The sequence below is a fragment of the Streptomyces sp. NPDC006174 genome (assembly GCF_040614075.1).
Lineage (GTDB): Bacteria > Actinomycetota > Actinomycetes > Streptomycetales > Streptomycetaceae > Streptomyces.
This window is the reverse complement of the sequence record NZ_JBEXTJ010000010.1, coordinates 265305-289355: the sequence shown is the minus strand read 5'-3', so window position 1 is coordinate 289355 and position 24051 is coordinate 265305. Positions and strand designations below refer to the sequence as shown.

20 protein-coding genes are annotated in these 24051 nt (G+C 72.2%); 5 read left to right on the top strand and 15 right to left on the bottom strand.

Translation table 11 applies throughout. The annotated features are described in order from the left end of the window. Positions 1-50: 50 nt before the first annotated feature. Positions 51-1028 (bottom strand): aminoglycoside phosphotransferase family protein, encoded by a 978-nt coding sequence (locus ABZ267_RS23935; protein ID WP_356756446.1) that lies wholly within the window; start codon positions 1026-1028, stop codon positions 51-53. Between the two features lie 972 nt (positions 1029-2000). Then, positions 2001-2207 (bottom strand): hypothetical protein, encoded by a 207-nt coding sequence (locus ABZ267_RS23930; RefSeq protein ID WP_326706790.1) that lies wholly within the window; start codon positions 2205-2207, stop codon positions 2001-2003. A gap of 594 nt (positions 2208-2801) precedes the next feature. Between ABZ267_RS23930 and ABZ267_RS23925 the strand changes: the two genes are divergently transcribed. Then, positions 2802-4127, top strand: a complete 1326-nt coding sequence (locus ABZ267_RS23925; protein WP_356756376.1) for a protein kinase — start codon at positions 2802-2804, stop codon at positions 4125-4127. A gap of 25 nt (positions 4128-4152) precedes the next feature. Here ABZ267_RS23925 and ABZ267_RS23920 read toward each other — a convergent pair whose 3' ends face one another. From ABZ267_RS23920 to ABZ267_RS23885, 8 genes are all read right to left on the bottom strand, one after another. Next, a complete protein-coding gene (locus ABZ267_RS23920) occupies positions 4153-4971 on the bottom strand; it encodes an RNA methyltransferase (RefSeq protein WP_356756378.1) in 819 nt (272 codons plus the stop codon). A gap of 83 nt (positions 4972-5054) precedes the next feature. Next, positions 5055-6350: a uroporphyrinogen-III C-methyltransferase gene (gene cobA / locus ABZ267_RS23915; RefSeq protein WP_356756380.1), complete on the bottom strand. Its 1296-nt coding sequence runs from the start codon at positions 6348-6350 to the stop codon at positions 5055-5057. Positions 6351-6679: 329 nt separating this feature from the next. Beyond that, entirely contained in the window at positions 6680-10174 is a 3495-nt protein-coding gene (gene cobT / locus ABZ267_RS23910; protein WP_356756382.1) for a nicotinate-nucleotide--dimethylbenzimidazole phosphoribosyltransferase, read from the bottom strand. Positions 10175-10509: 335 nt separating this feature from the next. Further along, entirely contained in the window at positions 10510-11748 is a 1239-nt protein-coding gene (gene cbiE, locus ABZ267_RS23905; RefSeq protein WP_356756384.1) for a precorrin-6y C5,15-methyltransferase (decarboxylating) subunit CbiE, read from the bottom strand. Between the two features lie 133 nt (positions 11749-11881). After that, a complete protein-coding gene (locus ABZ267_RS23900) occupies positions 11882-12529 on the bottom strand; it encodes a GNAT family N-acetyltransferase (RefSeq protein WP_356756386.1) in 648 nt (215 codons plus the stop codon). Between the two features lie 175 nt (positions 12530-12704). Further along, positions 12705-13571, bottom strand: a complete 867-nt coding sequence (locus ABZ267_RS23895) for a MetQ/NlpA family ABC transporter substrate-binding protein (protein ID WP_356756388.1) — start codon at positions 13569-13571, stop codon at positions 12705-12707. An 88-nt stretch (positions 13572-13659) separates the two neighbouring features. Beyond that, positions 13660-14331, bottom strand: coding sequence for a methionine ABC transporter permease (locus ABZ267_RS23890; RefSeq protein ID WP_356756390.1), 672 nt, complete (start codon positions 14329-14331; stop codon positions 13660-13662). Continuing rightward, on the bottom strand, positions 14328-15410 hold the full coding sequence (locus tag ABZ267_RS23885; RefSeq protein ID WP_356756392.1) for an ATP-binding cassette domain-containing protein: 1083 nt from the start codon (positions 15408-15410) through the stop codon (positions 14328-14330). Before ABZ267_RS23885 ends, ABZ267_RS23890 begins: the two co-directional genes overlap by 4 nt. Positions 15411-16005: 595 nt before the next feature. Between ABZ267_RS23885 and ABZ267_RS23880 the strand changes: the two genes are divergently transcribed. Both ABZ267_RS23880 and ABZ267_RS23875 read left to right on the top strand, forming a co-directional pair. Continuing rightward, positions 16006-16365, top strand: a complete 360-nt coding sequence (locus ABZ267_RS23880; RefSeq protein ID WP_356756394.1) for a hypothetical protein — start codon at positions 16006-16008, stop codon at positions 16363-16365. A gap of 28 nt (positions 16366-16393) precedes the next feature. Then, on the top strand, positions 16394-16828 hold the full coding sequence (locus tag ABZ267_RS23875; protein ID WP_356756396.1) for a hypothetical protein: 435 nt from the start codon (positions 16394-16396) through the stop codon (positions 16826-16828). 12 nt (positions 16829-16840) lie between these two features. Here ABZ267_RS23875 and ABZ267_RS23870 read toward each other — a convergent pair whose 3' ends face one another. The 3 genes from ABZ267_RS23870 to ABZ267_RS23860 form a co-directional block, all read right to left on the bottom strand. After that, complete coding sequence (locus ABZ267_RS23870; protein ID WP_356756398.1) at positions 16841-17344, bottom strand: GNAT family N-acetyltransferase; 504 nt, start codon at positions 17342-17344, stop codon at positions 16841-16843. Between the two features lie 37 nt (positions 17345-17381). Beyond that, positions 17382-17933 (bottom strand): sigma-70 family RNA polymerase sigma factor, encoded by a 552-nt coding sequence (locus ABZ267_RS23865; protein WP_356756400.1) that lies wholly within the window; start codon positions 17931-17933, stop codon positions 17382-17384. Positions 17934-18064: 131 nt separating this feature from the next. Then, positions 18065-19225, bottom strand: a complete 1161-nt coding sequence (locus tag ABZ267_RS23860) for a glycerophosphodiester phosphodiesterase (RefSeq protein ID WP_356756402.1) — start codon at positions 19223-19225, stop codon at positions 18065-18067. Positions 19226-19502: 277 nt separating this feature from the next. Between ABZ267_RS23860 and ABZ267_RS23855 the strand changes: the two genes are divergently transcribed. Then, a complete protein-coding gene (locus ABZ267_RS23855; protein WP_026242069.1) occupies positions 19503-20174 on the top strand; it encodes a lysophospholipid acyltransferase family protein in 672 nt (223 codons plus the stop codon). A 67-nt stretch (positions 20175-20241) separates the two neighbouring features. Here ABZ267_RS23855 and ABZ267_RS23850 read toward each other — a convergent pair whose 3' ends face one another. Together ABZ267_RS23850 and ABZ267_RS23845 are read right to left on the bottom strand one after the other, a co-directional pair. Beyond that, on the bottom strand, positions 20242-21786 hold the full coding sequence (locus ABZ267_RS23850; protein ID WP_356756404.1) for an MFS transporter: 1545 nt from the start codon (positions 21784-21786) through the stop codon (positions 20242-20244). Beyond that, positions 21783-22334: a TetR/AcrR family transcriptional regulator gene (locus tag ABZ267_RS23845; RefSeq protein WP_356756406.1), complete on the bottom strand. Its 552-nt coding sequence runs from the start codon at positions 22332-22334 to the stop codon at positions 21783-21785. Before ABZ267_RS23845 ends, ABZ267_RS23850 begins: the two co-directional genes overlap by 4 nt. Positions 22335-22609: 275 nt before the next feature. Between ABZ267_RS23845 and rox the strand changes: the two genes are divergently transcribed. Beyond that, the gene (gene rox, locus ABZ267_RS23840) at positions 22610-24043 is read left to right on the top strand and encodes a rifampin monooxygenase (protein WP_356756408.1); all 1434 of its coding nucleotides are present in this window, start codon (positions 22610-22612) and stop codon (positions 24041-24043) included. The last annotated feature ends 8 nt before the right edge of the window (positions 24044-24051 follow it).

The window sequence follows — 24051 nt, the reverse complement described above, 5'->3', positions numbered from 1 at the left end:
CCCTCGTTGTGCCGCCGCCGGAAAGCCCGCCCGGCCGCGGTCCGTTCAGCCTACGATGCGGGCCCATCCGCCAACTCGGGCGGGGATGTAGCGATTCGGGCACAGGAATCGATCATCAGCTGTTCCATCTCGTCCGGCTCCCGGCCCTCCGCCGCGCACTTGGCGAGCGCGACGGCCGCCGTCTGGACCGTCAGCGCACGGGCCGGGACGTCCAGTTGCGGCCAGGGGTCTTTGGCGGCGGGCACGGCGGGTCCCCCGGCGGACCGGTAGGCGTCCAGGAACAGCAGCCAGTCCTCCGGGGCCAGCACCCCGGCCGCGTACCAGGCGGCGGGCCGGGCAAGGTCCCACGCCGGGTCGCCCAGCCCGGCGTCATCCACATCGATGAGCAACCAGGGCCCGTCCGGGGCGGGATGGCGTACGAGCTGTCCCAGGTGCAGGTCCCCGTGGCAGAGGAAGCCCGACCGCGCGGCCGGCGGCGCGGCCTCACCCCGCGCCCAGGCCGGCAGGGCGTGCCAGGCGGCCTGTACGGAGAGGACCGCGTCGGCACCGGGCAGTGCGGCAAGCATCCGCGCGACCGCACGGGCCGCCTTGACCGGGCCGCGCATCGGCGGGGTCGGGAGCGGGAGCGGAGAAACGGTTCGGTGGAGGCGGGCGAGCAGGACGGCGGCTTCGGCCCAGGGAGCCGCGTCGGGGTCCCGGGGGTCGACGGGGGCGCCGTACGGCCAGAAGGTGACGGGACGAGGTACGGGCCCCGTCGTATCGACCGGGCCCGAGGTGGTGAGCGGCGGAAGGAGGATGCCGGCCAGCTGTGGCGCCGAGGCCAGGGCGAGGCGGGCTGCCAGGGCGTCGCGGTCGATGTCGACGGCGTGAGCCTTGGCCACGACCGGACCACTACGGACCACGGTGCCGTCCGGCCGATCGGCCAGGAGCTGGGGCGGTGCGCAGGCGCAGGGAGTGCCGGGCGGGTGGTGGCGCCGGAGGCGGTGGGCGAGGATGCCGAGCTCACGGATGACGGGTTCACGGGCCACGGAGTCGGCGGCGGTGGCAGAGTCGGGGATGGAGCGCTGGGGAACGGCGGTCAAGGCACGGCCTGGTCCGGCAGCGGACGCATCGGTAGTGACGCAGTCGGGGGCGGTGGTCTCGGCGGCGGCTGGTCCGGGAGCGGCCGGCACGACGGCGGCTGGAGCGGGAGCGGCCGGCACGACGGCGGCTGGAACGGGAGCGGCCGGCGCGGCGGCGGCTGGAAGGGGAGCGGCCGGCACGACGGCGCCGGGCCCGGCACGGGATGCGTCGAGAGCCGCTGGGTCCGGAGGGGCCGGCACGGCAGCCGCTGTCTCCGGGGCGCCGGGCCCGGCGGCCGTTGGATCAGGAATGGTCGGCTCACGGTCGGCTGAGGTTGAGGTGGTACGCAACGGCTCCCCCGGCGACGGGTCGGTCCCGGCCCTGGCACCGGTCCCCGCTGAGCGTACGCCGCAGGCGGGGCGGAGAGCGGTAGAGCCCGCTGGGCGGGGCGCGGGCACAGGCCGCGCCCGGTTCGTACCGGCGTGTCCCCAGTCCACGGAAGCGCCCACGGGGCACCCGGGCACGAGGCGTGCGGGCGCAGGAAGCAACCGCCGGGAGCGCGGGTACGGAAAAGCAGTTACAGGGAGCCCGGGCACGAGGCGTGGGGGCGCAGGAAGCGGCCATGAGGGGCTCGGGCACAACGCGTGCGCGCACAGGGAGTGGGCACGGGTGGCGGCCGTAGGGAACACGGGCGCGGGAAAGTGACCACGGGCAGCCGGTCATCGGGGACGCGGCCACGGGCCAGCCGCTCACCGGTGACCGGTCACCGGAAAGCCCGTCACGGAAACGCGGCCCCAGAAAAACGCCCCACACAGCGCGATGCCCGGTCAGCTCCCCAGCTGACCGGACAAACGCTGCCGTCCGCCGCACCCCCGTCCCCACGGGGCTGTTGGCCTGATGCCTGGGTCCGGACCGCTCTTCCGGACCCCGGGCGCCGCTCAGCGCCCCAGCATCACCGCCACGGACGACGCCTGTGTGACCACCGCGTCCCAGCCGCCGAAGGCGACTGCGAGCAGGGCCGCCAGAGGGAGGACCATGGCCGTCGCCACCAAAGGGTGACGGGTGCCGGACGGGCGGGCGCCGAACGAGGCGTAGGCCTTGCGTCCCTGCGTGCGGATCATGGTCCGCGTTGCCGTGTCCGCCATGGTTCCTCTCCTGACCTGATGGGGAGCGGCGGGCGTGTGACCTCGGGGGACGAGTGCTGCGCCCGCCGCTTGACCTCAACATTAGGTAACCGGCGAGCACGGGGCGTCATGCCCGCGTACCGAATACCGGGCCTCCCGGAGGATGAGCCGTCGACGGTCGGCGTACTCCCCTGGGTGGAGACGGTCCGCCCGGCCTTGGGGTCATCCCGGAGGGGTCACAGGGGGGCCACCACCCCTGGGAAGGGCTCCCAGGGGTGACTTCACTCACTCGATCCACCCTCCGTAGGAGGGTGGGATGCGCTGCGCGGCGGCCTACGAGGAACGTCACCGCGTACGTCCGGGTGGTCTCCGCGCTCTCCTCGGCCGGCTCGTCCCGGCCACCGTGGCTCGAACCAACGGCCCTTGTTCGAAGGCCCTTTGCCGCACCGTACGGGCCGACGGGCCCGGAACCGCCGCTCCCTGACCGCTCTTCACCTCTCCCGCCCGGCACGGACAATCGAAAGCCCGGCGAGGGCGCGGCCTCTGAGCGCGCCGGGCGCGGGGTACGTAAGCTGTGCCTCGTCAGGCGGACCAGGCAGCGGGGATGGGCAGACGATGGCGATGATGCGGCTCCGGCGCGAGGACCCGCGTCTCGTCGGCTCGTTCCGGCTGCACCGGCGGCTCGGCGCGGGCGGGATGGGCGTGGTCTACCTGGGCTCCGACCGGCGGGGTCAGCGGGTGGCGCTCAAGGTGATCCGGCCCGACCTGGCGGAGGACCAGGAGTTCCGTTCGCGGTTCGCGCGTGAGGTGTCCGCCGCGCGGCGGATCCGGGGCGGCTGTACGGCCCGGCTCGTCGCCGCCGACCTGGAGGCGGACCGCCCGTGGTTCGCGACGCAGTACGTCCCCGGCCCGTCCCTGCACGACAAGGTCGCCGAGGAAGGCCCGCTGGCCGCGGCGGAGGTCGCCTCGATCGGCGCGGCGCTCTCCGAGGGCCTGGTCGCGGTGCACGAGGCCGGTGTGGTCCACCGGGACCTGAAGCCGTCGAACATCCTCCTCTCCCCCAAGGGCCCGCGCATCATCGACTTCGGCATCGCCTGGGCGACCGGGGCCAGCACGCTGACCCATGTCGGTACGGCGGTGGGGTCGCCGGGCTTCCTCGCGCCCGAGCAGGTCCGGGGTGCGGCGGTGACGCCCGCGACGGACGTCTTCTCGCTCGGCGCGACCCTGGCGTACGCGGCGATGGCCGACTCCCCTTTCGGGCACGGTAGTTCCGAGGTGATGCTCTACCGCGTGGTGCACGAGGAGGCGCAGCTCCACGGGGTGCACGACGCGCTGGCGCCGCTGATCCGCGCCTGCCTGGCGAAGGACCCGGAGGAGCGGCCGAGCACGCTCCAACTCTCCATGCGGCTCAAGGAGATCGCGGCCCGCGAGGCGCAGGGCCTGCACGAGAGCCGGCCGCCCGCCCAGCGCTCCGCGCCGGACACGGACCGGCCCACCGGCCGGCTCGATGGCCCGTACACCGAGCAGCACACCCGCCGCGCGGAGGGCCCGTCCTCGGCCGGCCGCCCGCAGCAGGGCCGGCGTCCCGCGCCTTCGCGTTCGGGGTCCGGAGGCGCGCCGCGCACCGGTGGGTCCCGGCCGCAGCAGCGGGCGCCGCGCTCCACCACGGGGTCCGGTAAGCGGCCTGGCGCGACGAACGGCAGGCCGGGGACGCGTCCCGGGGCCCGTTCGACCTCGGCGGGACGGCGTCCGGCCAACCCCAAGCTGCTGCGCCAGCGGCTGGTGGTGTTCGTGGTGGTGACGTTGCTGGTGGCGCTGGGGATCGCGGCGGCGCAAGGGTGCCAGGGGCCGGCGCGCGGGCTGGGCGGGAGCGAGCGGCCGAAGCAGCCGAACCAGGTCTCGCAGACGCAGGAGCAGGTGCGGGCCGAGCAGTCGCGTTGAGTACGTCCCGGCGGCTGGGCCCGTCTCAGCTCTCCGGGCGGCCCGTCGCCACCGCGTAGAAGGCGACCGCCGCCGCCGCGCCGACGTTCAGCGAGTCGACGCCGTGCGCCATCGGGATGCGGACCCACTCGTCGGCGGCCATCAGCGCCTTCGTGGAGAGCCCTTCCCCTTCCGCGCCCAGCATCAGCGCGACCCGCTCCAGCCGGTGCGGGGCCGCCTCGTCGATGCTGGTGGCCTTGGGATCGGGCGTGAGGGCGAGGAGCCGGAAGCCCGCTTCCCGTACGGTCTCCAGCGTCTTGGGCCAGGCTTCGAGGCGGGCGTACGGGACGGAGAAGACCGCGCCCATGGAGACCTTGACCGAGCGCCGGTAGAGCGGATCGGCGCAGTCCGGGGAGAGCAGGACGGCGTCCATGCCGAGAGCCGCGGCGCTGCGGAAGATCGCGCCGATGTTGGTGTGGTCGTTGACCGACTCCATGACCACCACGCGGCGTGCGGTGGTGAGCAGTTCGTCGGAGTTGGGCAGCGGCTTGCGCTGCATGGAGGCGAGCGCTCCGCGGTGGACGTGGTAGCCGGTGACGCGTTCGGCGAGCTCGGGCGCGACGGCGTACACCGGGGCCGGGACCTCGTCGATGACGTCGCGCATGACGTCGACCCACTTGGCGGAGAGCAGCATCGAGCGCATCTCGTACCCGGCGTGCCGGGCGCGGCGGATGACCTTCTCGCCCTCCGCGATGAAGAGGCCTTCGGCGGGCTCGCGTCGTCGCCGCAGCTCGACATCGGTCAGCCCGATGTAGTCGCTCAGGCGCGGGTCGTCGGGGTCGTCGAGCGTGATGAGATCTGCCACAGGGTGATACTGCCTTGTCCGGTCTGCGGTGCCAACGCCTGGGATGGGATGCGTAACCGCGGGTTACGTGGTGGGGTCCGGCTTCATTCGGCCGACGCGTTGTCGTCCGGCTGCGGCGCGGAGTCCGGGCCGACGGCGACGACCTCGCCGATGACGATCACGGCGGGCGGGCGCACGTCCTCGGCGACCGCGCGGTCGCCGACGTCCGCGAGGGTCGCGTCGACCCGGCGCTGAGCGGCGGTGGTGCCCTCCTGGACGAGAGCGACCGGGGTGGCCGGGTCCTTGCCGTGGGCGATCAGGGCGGCGGCGATGGCGGCGATCTTGTCGACGGCCATCAGCAGCACGAGCGTGCCGCGCAGCCGGGCGATGGCCTCCCAGTCGACCAGCGAGCGCGGGTCCTCGGGCGCGACATGGCCGCTGACCACGGTGAACTCATGGGCGACGCCGCGGTGGGTGACCGGGATGCCGGCCGCTCCGGGGACGGAGATGGTGCTGGAGATGCCGGGGACGACCGTGCACGGGATGCCTTCGGCGGCGAGCGCCTGGGCCTCCTCCATACCGCGGCCGAAGACGAACGGGTCGCCGCCCTTGAGCCGGACCACGGCCTTGCCCGCCTTGGCGTGCTCGATCAGCGCCTGGTTGATCGCCTCCTGAGCCATGAACCGGCCGTACGGGATCTTCGCGGCGTCGATCACCTCGACGTGCGGCGGCAGCTCGTCGAGCAGGTCGCGGGGGCCGAGGCGGTCGGCGATGACCACGTCCGCCTCGGCGAGGAGGCGGCGGCCGCGCACGGTGATCAGGTCCGGGTCGCCGGGGCCGCCGCCGACCAGGGCGACGCCGGGAGCGCGGGTGCGGTGGTGCGGTGCGGCGATGGTGCCGTCGCGCAGGCCCTCGACGATGGCGTCGCGGAGAGCGGCGGAGTGGCGGGGGTCGCGGCCCTGGGGAGTGGCGTTGAGGACGGCGACGGTGATGTTGTCGATGCGGCCGGTGGCCGGGGTCCAGGCGGTGGCGGCCTCGGCGTCGTCGGCTCGTACGCACCAGGTGCGGGTGCGTTCGGCCTCGGCGGAGGCGGCGTCGTTGGCGGCGGTGTCGGAGGAGGCGACGAGGGCGTACCAGGTGTCGGCGAGGTCACCGTCCTGGTAGCGGCGGCGCTCCCAGCGGATCTCGCCGGCGTCCGCCATGGCCTCGACGGAGGCGGTCGCGGACGGAGAGATCAGGGTGATGACGGCACCGGTGGCGATGAGCTGCGGCAGCCTGCGCTGGGCGACCTGGCCACCGCCGATGACGACGGTGCGGCGGCCGTGGAGGCGCAGGCCGACAGGGTACGCGGGGTGATCGTTCTGACCTGCGCGGTCGGCGTGGTCTGCGTGCTCGGCCATGGCGGTGCGGGCTCCTCGTACGGGGTGCTGCGTAGGGGCCGCTGCGGCGGTGGAGCGGCTGTGACGTGCGCAAGTGGGGGCCAGGATACGGGGTGATGCGGGCCCGGGGCGGGGTGGGCGCCTGCGGCGGGCCTGGCCCCTCCCCGCCCCTTCCCGAAACCGGGGCTGTGCCCCGGGCCCCTATGTCCTCAAGCGCCGGAGGGGCTGGGTTTCGGGGCTCCGCCCCGGACCCCGCTCCTCGAACGCCGGAGGGGCTGGAACGGCAAAGCCGGAGGGACGGGGGGAAGGGACTGGGAGGGGCGGAGAGAGGCGAACCCGCGAGGGGTGGGCTACTTCTCCGTCACTCCCGCCGCGTCGAACGTCGCCACCTCGTGCATCGCCCGTGCCGCGCTCTGCACGATCGGGAGCGCCAGCAGCGCGCCCGTGCCTTCGCCGAGGCGGAGGTCCAGGTCGACCAGCGGGCGCAGGCCCAGTTTGTTCAGGGCCGCCACGTGGCCCGGTTCGGCGCTGCGGTGGCCGGCGATGCAGGCCGCGAGGGCCTCGGGAGCGATGGCTCGGGCGACCAGGGCCGCTGCGCCCGCGCTCACGCCGTCCAGGATCACCGGCGTACGCAGAGAGGCTCCGCCGAGGAGGAAACCGGCCATCGCGGCGTGCTCCAGGCCGCCGACCGCCGCGAGCACGCCGATCGGGTCCGACGCGTCCGGCTGGTGGAGGTCGAGGGCTCGGCGTACGACGTCGACCTTGCGGGCGTGCATCTCGTCGTTGATGCCGGTCCCTCGGCCGGTCACCTCGGAGGCGTCGCTCCCGGTGTAGACGCAGATCAGCGCGGCCGACGCGGTGGTGTTGGCGATGCCCATCTCACCGGTGAGCAGCGCCTTGTTGCCCGCCGCCACCAGGTCGCGGGCCGTCTCGATGCCCACCTCGACAGCGGCGAGGACCTCGTCCCGGGTGAGGGCCGGGCCCGTGGTGAAGTCCGACGTGCCCTTGCGTACCTTGCGCGGCAGCAGGCCGGGAGTCGCGGGCAGGTCCGTGGCGACGCCTACGTCGACGACGCAGACCTCCGCGCCGACCTGTGCGGCGAACGCGTTGCAGACGGCTCCGCCGCCGAGGAAGTTCGCCACCATCTGCGCGGTGACCTCCTGCGGCCACGCCGTGACGCCCTGCGCGTGCACTCCGTGGTCACCGGCGAAGATCGCGACGGCCGCGGGCTCCGGGATCGGCGGCGGGCACATCCGGGAGAGGCCGGACAGCTGCGCGGAGATGATCTCCAGCATGCCGAGCGCACCGGCCGGCTTGGTCATCCGCTTCTGCCGCTCCCACGCCTCGCCGAGCGCCTTCGCGTCCAGCGGGCGGATGGCGGAGATGGTCTCCTGGAGCAGGTCGTGCGGCTCCTCGCCGGGCAGCGCGCGTCGGCCGTACGTCTCCTCGTGGACGACCCACGAGAGCGGGCGGCGCTTGGACCAGCCCGCTTGGAGCAGCTCCGGCTCCTCCGGGAACTCGTCGACGTAACCGACACAGAGGTACGCCACGACCTCGAGGTGCTCCGGCAGGCCGAGCGCGCGGACCATCTCGCGCTCGTCGAAGAAGCTGACCCAGCCGACGCCGAGGCCCTCGGCACGGGCCGCCAGCCACAGGTTCTCCACGGCGAGCGCCGAGGAGTACGGGGCCATCTGCGGCTGTGTGTGGCGGCCGAGTGTATGCCGGCCACCACGGGTCGGGTCGGCGGTGACGACGATGTTGACCGGGGTGTCAAGGATCGCCTCGATCTTCAGTTCCTTGAACTGCTTCGCGCGGCCCTTCGGGAGCGACTGGGCGTACGCCTCGCGCTGGCGCTGGGCCAGTTCGTGCATGGAACGGCGCGTCTCCGCGGACCGGATCACCACGAAGTCCCACGGCTGCGAGTGGCCGACGCTCGGCGCGGTGTGCGCGGCCTCCAGCACCCGGAGCAGGACCTCGTGCGGGATCGGGTCGCTGCGGAAGCCGTTGCGGATGTCCCGGCGCTCGCGCATGACCCGGAGCACCGCCTCGCGCTCGGCGTCGTCGTAGCCGGGCGCGGGCGGGGTGAAGGGCTCCTGGGGAGCCACCTCCGCTGCGGGCTGTTCGACCGGCTGCTCGTCCAGCTCCGGTGTCTCGATGACCTCGGGGCCGGTGCCGTCCTCGGCGTCCGCCACGGGCTCGGCGGCCGGCGCCGGCTGTACGGGCTCCGCCGTCGTGGCGGGTTCGGGCGTCTGCTGCGGCGCTGCGGGTTCGGGCTCGACGGGCTCGACGGTTACGGCGGCGGGCTCGGGGACTTCCTCGGCCGCCACGGCCTCGTCGACCGCCGCGGGATCAGCAACGGGAGCGTCCACCAGGACGGGCTGCGGAGCGGACTCGACCGTTACGTCGGCGGGCGCGGCGGGTGCCTCTACCGGAGCCGCGACCGGAATCTTTGCCGGTGCCTCGGCGGGCAGCTCTGCCGGAGCCTCCACCACCGCTTCCACCGGGCCCTCCGGCTGCTCGGCGACGACCGGTTCGGCGGCAATCGGTTCCGGAACGACCGTTTCTGCCGGGGCCATCTGCTCCACCGGCTCGGGCTGGACGAGGACGGGCTCGGGCTGTACGACGACGGGCTCGGGCTGGACGACGACCGGCTCGGGCTCGTTCACGGCCTTCGCCTGGACCGGCTGCTCCATCGGAACCGGAGCGGCCGCCTCAGGCTCCACCGCCGCCTCCAACTGGACCGGCTCGGCGGGAACGACTGCCTCCGGCTGGACCGGCTCGACGGGAGCCTCAGGCTCCACGTGCTCCGGCACGGCCTCCTCGGCCGGGGCCTCCGCCTCCGGCGCGACCGGCTGCTCAGCCTCGACCGGCGCAACCGGCACCGCCGCCTCAGCCACCGCGACCGGCTCCACAACGGGCTGCTCAGCCTCGGCCACCGTCACTGTCTCCACGACCGGCTCGGGCTCGGCCGCCACCTCGGACACCACGGTCGGCTCGGGCTCGACCACGTCCACAGATCCGACCGAAGCCTCAGGCTCCACCACCGCCTCAGCCTCAGCCTCAGCAGGAGCCTCAGCAGGAGCCTCCGGAGGCGGCCCCCACGGCGACGCGCCCTGCGGCGGGATCTCGCCCAGCTGCGGGCCCGGCAGCACCGGGACCTCCTCGGCCGGGGCCTCGAAGTACTCGGGGCCGGTCACCGGCGGGCTCGCGTGGCGGGCCGGAGGTGCGGTCCGCACCGCTCCGGCGGGGCCTCGGTCGGCCAGTGAGCGGACCACACCGCCCCCTTGCGTACCGCCGCCGTACGACGGCCCCTCGGCCGAAACCGGACCCCGGTGCAGAGGGCGGCGGACCGGAGCGGGAGCCTGGACCGCCGCCGGGGTCTGCACGGGCACGGGTGTCTCGGCGGGCGCGGTGGCCGGAGACGGGATCCGTACGCCGTCGAGGTCGACGGAGCCGGTGTCGCGGCCTCCTGACTCGTGGGTGCCGTGCACCGCCTCGGCGGCGGCCGGAGCCTCCTGGCCCTGCGCGGGAACCTGCGGCTGCCGCTGAGCCTGGTACTGCTGTACCGCCTGCTCCGGAGCCGTAACAGAAACCGGAGCCGTAGCAGGAGCAGCGACAGCAGCCGGTGCGGCGGCGGCCTGCGGGGCCGGCTGGGCCTGGGCCGTCTGCTGCGGGTCGCTCCACGCGCCCTGGGAGGTCGGCATCAGCAGGAGGTCGTCGTCCTCGGGTGCGTGCTCGGAGGGGTCGAGGAAGGTGTACGCGTCCGGGGCGGGGATGCCCGGCTGCTCCACCATGCCTGCGTTCTCCGGCAGTCCCTCACCCGGGATCTGGCCGGTGTCAGTCATGCGTACCCCTCGCCCATCGTCAGTGCTCCTTCGGCCCTTCGCCCGGGACGCCGAGACCACGGCACGCCGGTGCTCGTCATGAAGAACGAGCGGGCTCGCCGCGCGGCACGAAACGCCCGCGGACCTCTTCTTATTCTCGCGGCCGTTCGCCGCCGTGGCAGGCAGTTATGCCACGGCTCGCTGTGGACTGCGCCACGTCGCGCGTCCCCCGGTTGGTGCCGTACCACAGAGCGGACCAAAACAGTCCACTTTTCCGGACATTGACGAACGAAGCGACGAACGTCCGGGCGCGGTACAACAATCGGCCAGCCTACCTCCCGTACCGGGCGGAAAGGTCAGGGGGCGACGTCCGAACGCCGTGCGGAGAGAAGGAACACGACGGACCGTTCGCGCTCGGTCCACACCTCGGTGTCCAGGTCGACGGACTGGAGCAGCGAGCACTCGACCGTGTAGCCGTTGCCGGTGAGCGCCGCGCCGAGAGCCTCGGCCTCGTCGCGGGTGGAGGCGTGCGTGACGATGCGTTCCGGGCGCCGGTCCATGACGGCCCGGGCCACCGGTGCGCCGCCGCCGCCGACCCGTACGACATCGGGTTCGGGCAGCCGTTCCAGGACGTGCGGGGCGCGGCCGCAGACGATCTGGAGCGGTACGCCGAAGGCGCGGGCCGCCGCGTCCGTACGGGAGCAGGCGCCCGGGTCGGCGTCGACCGCCAGCACGGCCGCGCCGAAGCGGGCCGCCTCCACCGCCAGGGCGCCGCTGCCGCAGCCGATGTCCCAGACCAGGTCGCCGGTGCGCGGGCCGAGGCGGGCCAGCTGGGCGGCGCGCAGGTTCGGCGACTCGCCCTCGCCGGACTCCTGCATGCGGTCCGCTCCGGCCTCGCGGTAGGCGTCGGCGGGCAGTGCCCAGCCTCGGATGCCTTGCGGGTAGGACGGCTCGCGGCCGGCGAACCAGGCGCCGGTGGCGGTCGTCTCGGAGCTGCCGCCGATGACGATGACGACGTTGGGGTCGCGCCAGGTGTGGTCGGCGGCCTTGTCGGAGGTGAGGACGGTGACGCGTTCGCGGTCGGTGCCGAGCTCCTCGCAGATGACGAAGGTGCGGTGGACGCCTTCGAGGAGGAGGGCCAGTTCGGCGGGGCCCGCGCCCGGTGAGGTGAGGACGGCGACCTTGTGGTGGGCCCGGCAGACGTTGACCGCGCGGCGCAGGGTGCGCGGGTGGGCGACGACGATCTGGGCGTCGTCCCAGGGCATTCCGGCGCGGGCGAAGGCGGTGGCGACGGCGGAGACCGCGGGCACGACTTCGACTTCGAGGCCGTGTTCAGGAGCGCGCAGGGTGCGGACGACGCCGAAGAAGCCGGGGTCGCCGTCGGCGAGGACGACGGCGCTGCCGCGGTGGCCGGCGATGCGGCGGGCGGCCAGGTCGACGCTGCCGAGGCGGACGCGCTCGGCGCCCTTGGGCACTTCGGGCAGGGCGAGGTGGTGGGCGGCGCCCGCGACGAGCGTGGCGGCCGAGAGCGCGGCCGTGGCCGCTCTGGTCAGTGGCGAGCCGTCCCAGCCGATCACCGTGACCCGGTCGGCCATCTTCGTCTGTCTCCTGGGGTGTCGGAGGGAGCGAGGGAACGCCCGTGCGCATGCGGGCAGGGGTGACAGTACCTGGTGCGGACCGGGGCCCGGCCGGTGGCCTCGGGAGGCCCGTACCGGAGGTCCGTCGTGCTCACTTCCAGTCGTTGTACGTGCCGTAGCCGCCGGCGTCGGCCAGCTGCTCGGCGACGCCTTCGAGGTCCTCGGGGAGGAGGCCCCAGACGATCAGGTCGGTACGGATGTCGGTCCAGCCGCCGTCGGTGCCGTTCTCGGTCCGGGTGCGGGCGATGCGGGCGTTGCGCAGGACGCCTTCGCTGATGCAGCCGAGCTTCTGCGCGACCTGCTGGGCGGCGGTGTTGTCGGCGGGAGTGCGCAGTTCGAGGCGTTCGAAGCCCTGGTCTCGGAAGAGCCATTCGGCGACCGCCAGCACGGATTCGGTGGCGTACCCCTCGCCGCGCGCCCAGGGAGCGGTGATGTAGCGGACCTCGGTGGCCAGGGTGCGCCAGTCGGTGTTGAGGAGCTGGACGCTGCCGACGAGCCGCTGGGTGAGGAACTCGGTGACGGCGAGGGCGATGCCGTGGCCCGAGGTGCGTTCCCCGGGGGCGATTCTGCGGACCCAGCGTTCGGCGTCGACCTGGGTGTAGGGGTGCGGTCCGTCGGTCCAGGCGGTGACCGTCTCGTCGTTCATCATCTCGATGTACGCGGGGATGTCGGCCATCTCGAAGGGACGCATCACCAACCTGTCCGTGCTGATGGAGACGGACGGAAAGGTGGTAGTCATGCGCAGCTCCATGCAGAAGACCGGGTAAAAGCGAAGACCGGGTAAAAGCACAGCATGCAGCATCGCGTCCGCGGTGTGCATGGGCGGGTCCGCACGACGGAGCCCCGCGCCTTCGCGGGGAAGGGGCGGGGCTCCGTCGAGCAAGTGCCTGACGGAGGTCAGGACTTGGCGGAGGTCAGGACGCGGCCGGGGCGCCGAAGGAGGCGACGATCGAGCCCTGGTAGGTGTCCTCGATGAACTTCTTGACCTCGTCGGAGTTGAGGAGCTTGGCAAGCTTCTCGACGCGCGGGTCCTTCTCGTTGCCGTCCTTGACCGCCAGGAAGTTGGCGTACGGGTTGCCCTCGGCCTTCTCCACGGCCAGGGAGTCCTTCGCCGGGGAGAGCTTGGCCTCCAGGGCGTAGTTGCCGTTGATGACGGCGGCGTCCACGTCGTTCAGGGCGCGGGGCACGGTGGCGGCCTCCAGCTCCTTGAACTCGAGGCCCTTCTTGTCGGTGATGTCGCTCAGCTTGGCGGCGCTGCCGACGCCGTCCTTGAGCGTGATCAGGCCGTTGTCGGCGAGCAGCTGGAGGGCGCGGCCGCCGTTGGTGGTGTCGTTGGGGATGGCTATGGTCTGGCCGGACTTGATGTCCTTGACGTCCTTGATCTTCTTGGAGTAGAGACCGAGGGGCTCCAGGTGCACGTTGACGACCGGGACGATGGTGGTCTTGTTCTTCGCGTTGAAGTCGTCCAGGTACGGCTTGTGCTGGAAGAAGTTGGCGTCGACCTGGCCGTTCTGGGTGGCGGTGTTCGGCAGGACGTAGTCCGTGAACTCCTTGACCTCCAGCTTGAGGCCCTCCTTCTCCGCCAGGTTCTTCTTGACGAAGTTCAGGATGTCGGCGTGCGGCGTCGGGGACGCGGCGACGACCAGGGCCTTGGAGGTGTCGGCCTTGGCGCCGCTCTCGCTCTTGGAGGCCGGGTCGGAGTCCGTACCGCAGGCGCCGAGGCCCAGGGCGAGGGCGGCGGCGGAGGCGACGGCTGCGGTGATCTTGATGTTCTTGCGCACGAAAAGTGCCTCTTTCTCAGTGGTGGTGGAGCGCCCGGACAAGGAGTTCGGGCTTGATGGGGACGAAAAGTTCAGGGGGCCTCAGGGCCTAGGAGGCGGTGCGGCCGCGGCGGGCCAGCAGTCGCACGATGAGGTCGCCGATCAGCTGGATCACGCTGACCAGCACGATGAGGAGCGCGACGGTGATCAGCATGAACTGGTTGTCGAAGCGCTGGAATCCGTAGGTGACGGCCTTGGAGCCGAGCCCTTCGCCGCCGACCGCACCGGCCATCGCGGAGTAGCCGATGAGCACGATGAGGGTGGTGGTGACACCCGAGACGAGCGAGGGCAGGGCCTGCGGCAGGAGCACCTTGCGGACGATGGTCGGGATGGAGCCGCCCATCGACTGCACGGCCTCGACGAGCCCGTGGTCGACCTCGCGGATCGCCGTCTCGACGAGCCGGGCGAAGAACGGGATGGCGCCGACGGCGAGCGGGACGATCATCGCGGTGGGGCCGATGAAGGTGCCGACGACCCAGGTGGTGAACGGGATCAGCGCGATCAGCAGGATGATGAACGGCAGCGAGCGGCCGATGTTCACGATCACGCCGGTGACCTTGTTCACCGCGGTGTTCTGGAGCAGTCCGCCCTTGTCGGTGAGGACGAGCAGGACGCCGAGCGGCAGTCCGCCGACGACGGTGACCAGTGCGGACCAGAGCACCATGTAGAGGGTGTCGAAGGTGCCCTGGGTCAGCAGGGGCTGCATTTCGGACCAGGTCACTTGACGGCCTCCTTGGTGATCGCGGCGGGCGCCTGCTCAGGGACGGTCGCGGCGGCGCGGGCCCGGGGGCCGTTCTCGTCCTCGACGACCTCGGCCTGGAGTCCCTGCTCGCGCAGGAAGCCGATCGGGACGACGTTCTCCTCGAACCGGCCGGGCAGCTCGATGCGCATCCGGCCGATCTGCTTGCCGCCGACGGTGTCCATCGCGGCGCCCAGGATCGAGATGTCGATGTTGTACGTACGGGAGAGCTGCGAGATCACCGGCTGGCTCGCGGCCTCGCCGTGGAAGGTGACGTCCACGACCGTACGGTCGGGTCCGGAGGCACTGCCGCCGACCGGGAACAGCTCGCTCGCCAGCTCGGAGCCGGGGGTGGCGAGCAGTCCGCCGACCGTGCCGGACTCCACGATCCGGCCGCGCTGCATGAGGGCGGCGGAGTCGCAGATCGTCTTGACGACGTCCATCTCGTGGGTGATCAGCAGGATGGTCAGGCCGAGCTGCTGGTTGAGGTCGCGCAGCAGCTGGAGGATGGAGCGGGTGGTCTCGGGGTCGAGGGCGGAGGTCGCCTCGTCCGAGAGCAGCACCTTCGGGTCGCCGGCCAGGGCGCGGGCGATGCCGACGCGCTGCTTCTGGCCGCCGGAGAGCTGCTTGGGATAGGACTTCGCCTTGTCGGAGAGGCCGACCAGGTCGAGGAGCTCCTTCGCCTTACGGGTGCGCTCCTGTCCGGAGACGCCGAGGATCTCCAGCGGGAGCTCCACGTTGTCCAGGACGGTCCGTGAGTCCAGCAGGTTGAAGTGCTGGAAGACCATGCCGATACGGGTACGGGCGGCGCGCAACTCCGCGCTCGCCCGGCGGCCGCGTCCGGCGAGGGCCGTGAGGTCCTGGCCGGCCACGGTGACCGTGCCGGAGGTGGGGCGCTCCAGCAGGTTGACGCAGCGGATGAGGGAGGACTTCCCGGCGCCGCTCTGTCCGATGACGCCGTATATCTCGCCTTCGCGGACGTGGAGGTCGACTCCGTCGAGTGCGGTGACCTCACGGTCGCGCGACTGGTAGACCTTCGTGAGGCCCGTAGTGGTGATCACAGGGGTTTCCGTCACTGTCGAGTGCGCGGCGCGGGTGTCCGCCGGGCACGGGGCAAACGTCTGAAGAGACTGATGCGGGCTGGTCGTCCGGTTCACGTCTCAGCACGGCTGTGTACGGCGGTCGGCCGGGGTGACAGCGCATGCTCGGGCGGCTCGTTCCACAGGGGGCGAACGGCGAGGCTCGGGTCTCGCTTCGGGGCGCGAGGCTCAGGCGGGGGCCCTCAGAAGGCGCGCATTCGACACATACAACGAGCACCGGGCGTACTGATCGCCTCGGTCGCAAGGGTGCGGCTGCTCGTCGTGGTCATGGGCCCAAGTAAAACAGACGTACGCCTCGGCACGAACCTGGCTGTCCGCATTCCGGACAGCCGTGGATGGTCGGCGGCGGCCTGTCGGGCCGACTCGCCGACATACGACAGCAAGGCTCTGACCTGCACTTATAGGGGTTGTCCAGGAGGTCGTACGGCTCCGGTGGCGGTCGTCCGCGAGGCCGGTCCGGGTGGGCGTTGTGGTCAAGGCCACGATCCGCGGCGCCGAGCGGACGCGGGTTGGGGCCGCACGCGGGCGGGTGGTGCGGCCGTAATACCCTCGCTACATGCTTGACGCCCTGACGGTCGCGGTCGCCGTGACCGCGCTCGCCCTCGCCGCCTGGTGCGGACACGCCGCCTACAAGGACCAGCCGACGAAGGACTGGCACTTCATCGGGATGGCCGTCGTGACCGTCCTGGCCTTCGCGCAGCTGGTGGTCGGCATCGTGCAGCTGGCGCGCGGGGAGCGGCCGGAGCAGGGGATGGCGGTGTTCCTCGCCTATCTGATCGGTTCGTTCGCTGCCGTGCCGGCGGCCGGTGTCCTCTCGCTCTCCGAGCGGACCCGCTGGGGCTCGGTGACGGTGGCGGCGGGCGCGGTGGTGCTGGCGGTCCTCGAAGTACGGCTCTACGACATCTGGGGTGGCTGACATGAGGGACACCGGCAAGGTATCCGACGTGAGTGACGCCGACCGCTCCGAGGCGGCCGCGGCGCCGAAGCCGTCCTTCGAGCTGGGCACCGGTCCGGGCCGGGTGCTCGTCTGGTTCTACGGAGTGTTCACGGTCGCGGCGGCCTCGCGCTCGATCGTCGAGGTGGTCCGGGGCTTCGACCGGGCGCCGCTCGCCTACTCGCTCTCGGCCGTGGCCGCCGTCGTCTACGGGTTCATCACGTACTCACTGGTGCGCGGCGGCGAGAAGGCCCGCCGGGCGGCGCTGGCGTGCTGCGCCGCCGAGCTGCTGGGCGTCCTGGTCGTCGGCGCCTGGACGCTGGCCGAGCCGTCCGCCTTCCCGGACTCGACCGTCTGGTCGGACTTCGGGATGGGCTACCTGTTCATCCCGGTGATCCTGCCGGTCACCGGGATGATCTGGCTGCGGCGCGCCCGGAGGGCCTGAAGCCGCCAGAGGTCAGGCGCTGGCCACGAACTCCTGGGCCGCCGCCTCCTTCTCCAGCAGGATGAGCCGGACGCCGTCCGTACCGGTGACGTCGCCGACCTGGGCGTAGCCGGCCCGCCGGTAGAGCCTCAGGTTGCTCTCGCTGCGGTGGCCGGTGTGCAGCCGGAAGCGGGTGGCGGCGCGGTCGGCGGCGAGGGCCGCCTCCACCGCGTTCAGCAGCCGGGTGCCGAGCCCGTGCCCCTGGAGCCTGGGGTGCACACAGAGCCGGCCGATCTGTCCCGTACCGTCCGGGTCGGTGAATCCGTGGACGGAGCCCACGACTTCGTCGCCGAGGCGGGCCACGAAGACCAGGTCGTCGGCCACTTCGCCGCGTACCGCGTCCAGGGTCTGGACCAGCGGGTCGATCCGGTAGTTGTCGTACAGCTCCGCCTCGCGCTGGAAGCAGAGGTACTGGAGCCGGAAGATCTGCTCCGCGTCCTGTGCCGTCGCCGCCGAGATGATCACGCTCATGCCCATGTGTGCACGCCTCCCGCTCACCTGTCCGCCCGGTTGCCTACCGCACCCTTCCCCGCAGTTCAGGGACGGCAACCTCCGCCGCGAGCATTCTGCGCAGACATCCAAGGCAACGGGAACGGATCGGTCCCAAACTCCCCTGTGACATACCCAACTCCCCTGCGATTTCTCGGTACGTCGGGTCGGTGGGCGCCAGCATCGCGTCCAGCAGCCGGGTACAGCGCTCGGGCAGCCGGGCCATCGCGGCGCGGAGCGCCCGGCGTTCGGCGGCTCCGAGCGCGACCCGTTCCGGGGAGCCGGTCGGCGGAGCGGCGGGTTCCGTTTCGGCGTACGGGCGTTCCCGCCGGGCCGCGCGGCGTCCTTTCCGGGCCTCCGCGCGGACGGTGTCGCGCACCCAGCGGGCCGGGTCGCGAGGCGGTCCGGCGGCTACGGGACGTTCCAGGAGCCGCAGCCATACGGTCTGTTCGAGGTCGGCGGGGTCCAGACCGGCGGCGGGCGCCTCCGCTCCCGCCTCGGCCCGCACCAGCGGTTCTAAGCGGAAGACGAGAGCGGTGGCGGTGGCCCGGCCGGGTTCAAGATCGAGAAGCGTCATGCCCCGGCAAACGTGGTGGCGGCCCGCCCGGTTGCCCGGCGCGGACCGCACCACCCGACCGGGGCACGGAGGCCCGGCGGCTGACGCGCGCGCGAACCCTGCCGAGAAGGGCTCGGCGTCCCGGGACAGGCTCAGCGGCCCTTGAAGTCCGCCGCCGCCAGCAGCGCGGTGTCCGGGTGGTCGGAGAAGATGCCGTCGATACCGGTGGCGAAGTACGCGGCGGCGGCGCCGAACACGTCACCGTAGGCGTTGGGGTCGGTTCCGCGCCGGAAGTCGGCGGGCAGGAAGCTGTTCTCGTTGCGCAGCGTGTACGGGTGCAGGAGCAGGCCGCGCGCGTGCGCGTCCTTCACCAGCGTGGTCGGCGTGGTGAGCCGGCCCGCGGCGTCCTTGGGGATGACCAGGTCGAGCGTGGGGCCGATGCCCTGGGCGTAGGAGGCGATCCACTTCAGCCCGGCGGGCTTGACCAGGTCGGCCACCGTGCGCGGGTCGCCGGACTCGACGAAGTCCCACGGACGCGTGGCCGGACCGGAGAGGAGGACGATGCGCGGGGTGTCGACCAGCCGGGCGAGGCGCTGGACCGAGCTCGGCTCGAAGGACTGGAGGATGAGCGGCGCGTTCCTGCGGTCGCGGCGGTGGCGGCGCAGCAGCCGGGCCAGCGGCTCCTCCAGGCCGAGGCCCAGGCTCCGGAAGTACGTGGGGTGCTTGGTCTCCACGTACAGCCAGACGGGCTTTCCGCGCTTGCGGCCCTCCTGGTCGGCCCAGCGCAGGACCTCTTCGAAGGTGGGGACCGTCCAGCGGCCGTCGTAGAGGGTGTTGTCCGGGCGGTTGCCGGGGATGCGCTCGGTGGCGCGCAGGGTCTTGAGCTCGGCGAGGGTGAAGTCCTCGGTGAACCAGCCGGTGTAGGAGACGCCGTCGATGGATTTCGTGGTCCTGCGGCCGGCGAACTCGGGGTGGTCGGCGACGTCCGTGGTGGCGGTGATGTCGTTCTCGTGGCGGCAGACGAGGTGGCCGTCCTTGGTCGGCACGAGGTCCTGCTCGACGATGTGCGCGCCGAGGTCGAGCGCCAGCTGATAGGAGCCGAGCGTGTGCTCGGGCCGGTAGCCGCTGGCTCCGCGGTGGCCGATCACCGTCGGTACGGGCAGGTCCCGCAGCGAACCGTGGCCGTCTCCGTGACCGCCGCGTCCGCGCTCGGCGGCCTGTGCCGTGGAGGCGAGACCGAGGGCCGCCGTTCCGAGTACGGCGGCGCCCAGCAGGGTCCGCCGGCCGGGAGTGCCGGTCACACGCTCCGTCATGAATGCTCCTCGCTCGGTTCTGTCCTGGCCCGGTCGGGCGCGGCCCGATCGTAGGCAGGCGGGCAGGTCAGCGGGGCGGATGTGAGGCGAACATGGCGGAAACACACGTCAACACGGCGTATCCACTCCGTGAACCCGATGTGCGATCAGCGCATACCCGCGAGTATCGTCCTCACCTGCACAGTCCAACACCTCGCACGACCGGACACCACCCCGCACCACACGCCGTACCACCTCACTCGCTTCGGCCGGCCCGGCCACGACACCGGAGGAACCGTTGTCCCGTCAAACGGTCATCAAGGCAGTGCTCGGACCGATTCTGCGCCTGATGTTCCGCCCACAGGTGGAGGGCGCGGAGAACATTCCCGGGACCGGGCCGGTGATCCTCGCGGGCAACCACCTCACGTTCATCGACTCGATGATCATGCCGATCTGCTGCGACCGGCCGGTGTTCTACATCGGCAAGGACGAGTACGTGACCGGCAAGGGGCTCAAGGGCCGGCTGATGGCCTGGTTCTTCACCGGCTGCGGCATGATCCCGGTGGACCGGGACGGCGGCCGTGGCGGGGTCGCGGCGCTGATGACGGGCCGCCGGGTGCTGGAGGAGGGCCAGGCCTTCGCGATCTACCCGGAAGGCACCCGCTCCCCCGACGGCCGGCTCTACCGGGGCCGTACGGGGATCGCGCGGCTGACGCTGATGACGGGCGCACCGGTGGTCCCGTTCGCCATGATCGGCACCGACAAGCTCCAGCCGGGCGGCGCCGGACTGCCTCGGCCGGGCAAGGTCACGGTGCGCTTCGGCGAGCCGATGGAGTTCTCCCGGTACGAGGGCATGGACCGCGACCGCTATGTGCTGCGGGCGGTGACCGACTCGGTGATGTCCGAGGTGATGCGGCTCTCCGGCCAGGAGTACGTGGACATGTACGCGACGAAGGCCAAGGCCGCCTGATCCGGTCGTACGCGGAAGGGCCCGCACCCCGGGACACGGGGTGCGGGCCCTTCCGCGTGACGGCGTACTACGGGTGCTCGATGCCGTCCTCCAGCTTCTGGCCCCGCAGCAGGAACCAGGCGGCGACGGCCGCCGCCAGGAGCACCACCGACCCGACGCCGGCGGCGGACCGCATGCCGTCGACGAACGCCTCCTGGGCCGCCGAGATCAGCGGGCCCGCCTGGGCGGCGGGCAGAGCGGTGGCCGCTTCGACTGCGCCGCCGAGCGACTCGTGGGCCGCCGACTCGACGTCGGCGGGGATGCCGGCCGGGGTCGGGAAGCCGCGGTAGACGCCGGTGACGATGGAGCCGAGCAGAGCGATGCCGAGGGCGGCACCGAGCTCGTACGCCGTCTCCGAGACGGCGGAGGCGGAACCGGCCTGCTCCTGCGGGACGCTGGAGAGGATGACGTCGGCGGTGACGGTGAAGGAGAACCCGGCGCCGACGCCGACGACCAGCAGCATGGAGCCGAGGAGCGGATAGCCGGTGTGCTGGTCGAGCAGGGTCACCGTACCCAGCGCGAGACCGACCGCGCCGAGTCCGCCCGCCACGACCGAGCGCACCGAGAAGCGGCGGGCGGCGAAACCGGCCAGCAGACCGGCGGTCACCGCGCCGATGGCGGCGGGCAGTTCGGCCAGACCCGCCTCCAGCGGTCCTCGGCCCTGGACCAGTTGGAGGAACTGGGAGAGGAAGAAGACCAGGCCCGACAGGCCGAGGATGGTCAGCAGGTCGGCGAGGACCGCACCGGAGAAGCCCCGGTGCTGGAAGAGCCGCATGTCCAGCAGCGGCGCGGGCAGATGGAGCTGCCTGCGGACGAACCAGGTGAGCGCACCGGCACCGAGCGCGGCCGCCACGCCCGGACCCCAGCCCGGCCCGTGCGAGGCCGTCTCCTTGATGGCGTACACGATGCCGATCATGCCGACCAGCGAGAGCCCGACGCTGAGCATGTCCCACGGGCCCGACGCCGGGTTCTTGGACTCCGGGATCAGCTTGATGCCGACGACGACGAGCACGGCCATCACGGGCAGGTTGATCAGGAAGACCGAGCCCCACCAGAAGTGTTCGAGCAGGAACCCGCCGACGACCGGCCCGACCGCCGCGCCCGCCGAGGCCATCGCGCCCCAGATCCCGATGGCGAGGCTGCGCTCGCGCGGGTCGTGGAAGAGGTTGCGGATCAGCGCGAGAGTGGACGGCATCAGCGTGGCGCCGGCGACACCGAGCAGCGCCCGGGCCACGATCATCATCTCGGGAGTGGTCGCGTACGCGTTGAGCACGGAGACCGCGCCGAACGCCACGGCTCCGATCAGCAGCAGCTTCTTGCGGCCGATGCGGTCGCCGAGCGAGCCCATCGAGACGAGCAGACCGGCGATGACGAAGGAGTAGACGTCACCGATCCAGAGCAGCTGGTTGCCGGTGGGAGCGAGGTCCTCGCTGAGGAACGGCGTGGCGAGGCCGAGGACGGTGGCGTCGACGGCCACCAGCAGCACGGCGAGGACGAGCACGGCGAGCGCGATCCACCGCCCGGGGCGGCCAAGGTCGTCCGTGGTCTTCGGGTGCTGGTCGATGCTGGTCACTGCTCCACGCTCCGGCGGGCTCCGCCGAGCAGCAGCTCGACGATCATGTACTGGAAATCCTGTGTGGCGACCCGTCCCACCTGGACGGCCCAGGCGCCGGTGCCGACGAGCCCGTAGAGGGCCTCGGTCAGCCAGGCGGGGGTGAGGTCGATCCTGAATTCGCCGCGTTCCTGGCCACGGCGGAAGAAGGCGGAGACCCGGGCGTCGGCCCGGTCCCAGCCCTCGTTGACCTGGTCGCCCTCGAAGAGCTGGTTCTCCGTGACGAGGAACGAGAGCAGGCCGGCGCTGGGCTCGACGGCCGCGATGAGGCGGCGCAGCGCCTCCTCGGCGGTGCCTTCGTCGAGCCGGGCGGCGTCCAGGGCCGCCTCGAACTCCTGGATGCCGAGATCCTCCAGCGCCTTCACCAGCGCGTCACGTCCGGCGAAGTGGCGGTGGAGGGTGGCGCGGCCGATACCGGCTGCTTTGGCGACCTCGTCCATGGTGGCGGTCGATTTTCGGGTCAGCAGAGCGGCGGCGCTGCGCAGCACCTGCTCACGGTCGAGAGTCATGAGACGAGCTTAGCCCACGTGAGACATCATTGTCTCATCAGTAGGGATGCGGCTGCTCAGGAAGGGTGCGAGGTGCGCCGCGAGGAGCTTGGTGTCCTGCGAGCGGCTGTATGAGGTGGGATCGGCAGGAGGTGAACCCACTCCTTGCCACTCTTAACTTATAGCGGATGGGGGGTCTTGCCGCAAGGCCCCCCGAATGCCGCAGAATCGACGGCCGAAGCCGGGATCGGAAGCGCCGGCTTCGGCAATTCGACGTCGACAAGGGCGGAACAGTGATGATCGACGTGATCGTGGTCGGCGGTGGACCGACCGGCCTCATGCTCGCCTGCGAACTGCGGCTGGCCGGCGTGCGCACCGTGGTGCTGGAGAAGCTGGCCGAGCCGACCCGGGAGAGCCGGGGGCGCGGCCTGCATGTGCGGAGCGTCGAGGTGATGGACCAGCGCGGGCTGCTGGACCGGTTCCTCGCGGAGAGCGAGAGGTTCCAGGTCGGCGGGTTCTTCGGTGGTATCCAGAAGCCGTGGCCGGACCGGCTGGACACGGCCCACCCGTACGGACTCTCCACGCTCCAGCCGGTCACCGAGCGGCTGCTCCGCGAGCGGGCGATCGAGCTGGGCGCCGAGATCCGGCGCGGCTGCGAGGTGGTCGGGGTCAGCCAGGACGATGCCGGTGTGAGTGTCGAGGCGGCGGACGGGACGCGGCTGCGTTCGCGCTACCTCGTCGGGTGCGACGGCGGCCGTGGTGTGGTGCGCAAGGAGGTGGGCGTCGCCTTTCCCGGTGAGCCCGCCACGGTCGAGACGCTGCTCGGCGACATGGAGATGACCGAGGAGCCGGAGGTGGTCGCCGCCGTGGTGGCGGAGGTCCGCAGGACGCAGCTGCGGTTCGGCACCATCCCGAACGGCGACGGGACACACCGCGTCATCGTGCCCGCCGAGCGCGTGTCCGAGGAGCGGGCGGGCGCGCCGACCCTGGAGGAGTTCACGGAGCGGCTGCGGGCGGTCGCGGGCACCGACTTCGGCGTGCACTCGCCGCGCTGGCTCTCCCGCTTCGGCGACGCCACCAGGCAGGCCGAGCAGTACCGGGTCGGCCGGGTGCTGCTGGCCGGTGACGCGGCGCACATCCATCCGCCGACCGGCGGACAAGGGCTCAACCTCGGTGTGCAGGACGCGTTCAACCTCGGCTGGAAACTGGCCGCCGAGGTCAACGGCTGGGCGCCGCAAGGCCTGTTGGACAGCTACCACGCCGAACGCCATCCGGTCGGCACCCGCGTGCTGGACAACACGCGCGCGCAGATCACGCTGCTGGGAACCGACCCGGGAGCGACCGCGCTGCGCGAACTGTTCGCGCGGCTCCTGGACTTCGAGGAGGTGAACACGTACGTGACCGGGATGATCACCGCCGTCGACATCCGCTACGACTTCGGCGAGGGCCACGCACTGCTCGGCAGACGGCTGCCGGACCTGCGGCTGGAGCGCGGCCGCCTCTACGAGCTGATGCACGAGGGCCGCGGCCTGCTGCTCGACCGGACGGGCGGACTGTCGGTGGCGGGCTGGGCGGACCGGGTCGACCACGTGGCCGATGGGACCGAGGCGTTGGACGTGTCCGCCGTCCTGCTGCGGCCGGACGGACATGTGGCCTGGGCCGGTGAGGAGCGTGAGGAGCTGGAGGGCGCGCTGGCGCGGTGGTTCGGAGCACCGGTGCCGACGGGCTGAGCCGGAGC

Bases quoted from the DNA above. Each gene is read 5' to 3' on its own strand.
- ABZ267_RS23930 (WP_326706790.1), bottom strand. From the start codon at position 2,207: ATGGCGGACACGGCAACGCGGACCATGATCCGCACGCAGGGACGCAAG.
- ABZ267_RS23925 (WP_356756376.1), top strand. From the start codon at position 2,802: ATGGCGATGATGCGGCTCCGGCGCGAGGACCCGCGTCTCGTCGGCTCG.
- cobA (WP_356756380.1), bottom strand. From the start codon at position 6,350: ATGGCCGAGCACGCAGACCACGCCGACCGCGCAGGTCAGAACGATCAC.
- cobT (WP_356756382.1), bottom strand. From the start codon at position 10,174: ATGACTGACACCGGCCAGATCCCGGGTGAGGGACTGCCGGAGAACGCA.
- cbiE (WP_356756384.1), bottom strand. From the start codon at position 11,748: ATGGCCGACCGGGTCACGGTGATCGGCTGGGACGGCTCGCCACTGACC.
- ABZ267_RS23900 (WP_356756386.1), bottom strand. From the start codon at position 12,529: ATGACTACCACCTTTCCGTCCGTCTCCATCAGCACGGACAGGTTGGTG.
- ABZ267_RS23880 (WP_356756394.1), top strand. From the start codon at position 16,006: ATGCTTGACGCCCTGACGGTCGCGGTCGCCGTGACCGCGCTCGCCCTC.
- ABZ267_RS23870 (WP_356756398.1), bottom strand. From the start codon at position 17,344: ATGGGCATGAGCGTGATCATCTCGGCGGCGACGGCACAGGACGCGGAG.
- ABZ267_RS23865 (WP_356756400.1), bottom strand. From the start codon at position 17,933: ATGACGCTTCTCGATCTTGAACCCGGCCGGGCCACCGCCACCGCTCTC.
- ABZ267_RS23860 (WP_356756402.1), bottom strand. From the start codon at position 19,225: ATGACGGAGCGTGTGACCGGCACTCCCGGCCGGCGGACCCTGCTGGGC.
- ABZ267_RS23845 (WP_356756406.1), bottom strand. From the start codon at position 22,334: ATGACTCTCGACCGTGAGCAGGTGCTGCGCAGCGCCGCCGCTCTGCTG.
- rox (WP_356756408.1), top strand. From the start codon at position 22,610: ATGATCGACGTGATCGTGGTCGGCGGTGGACCGACCGGCCTCATGCTC.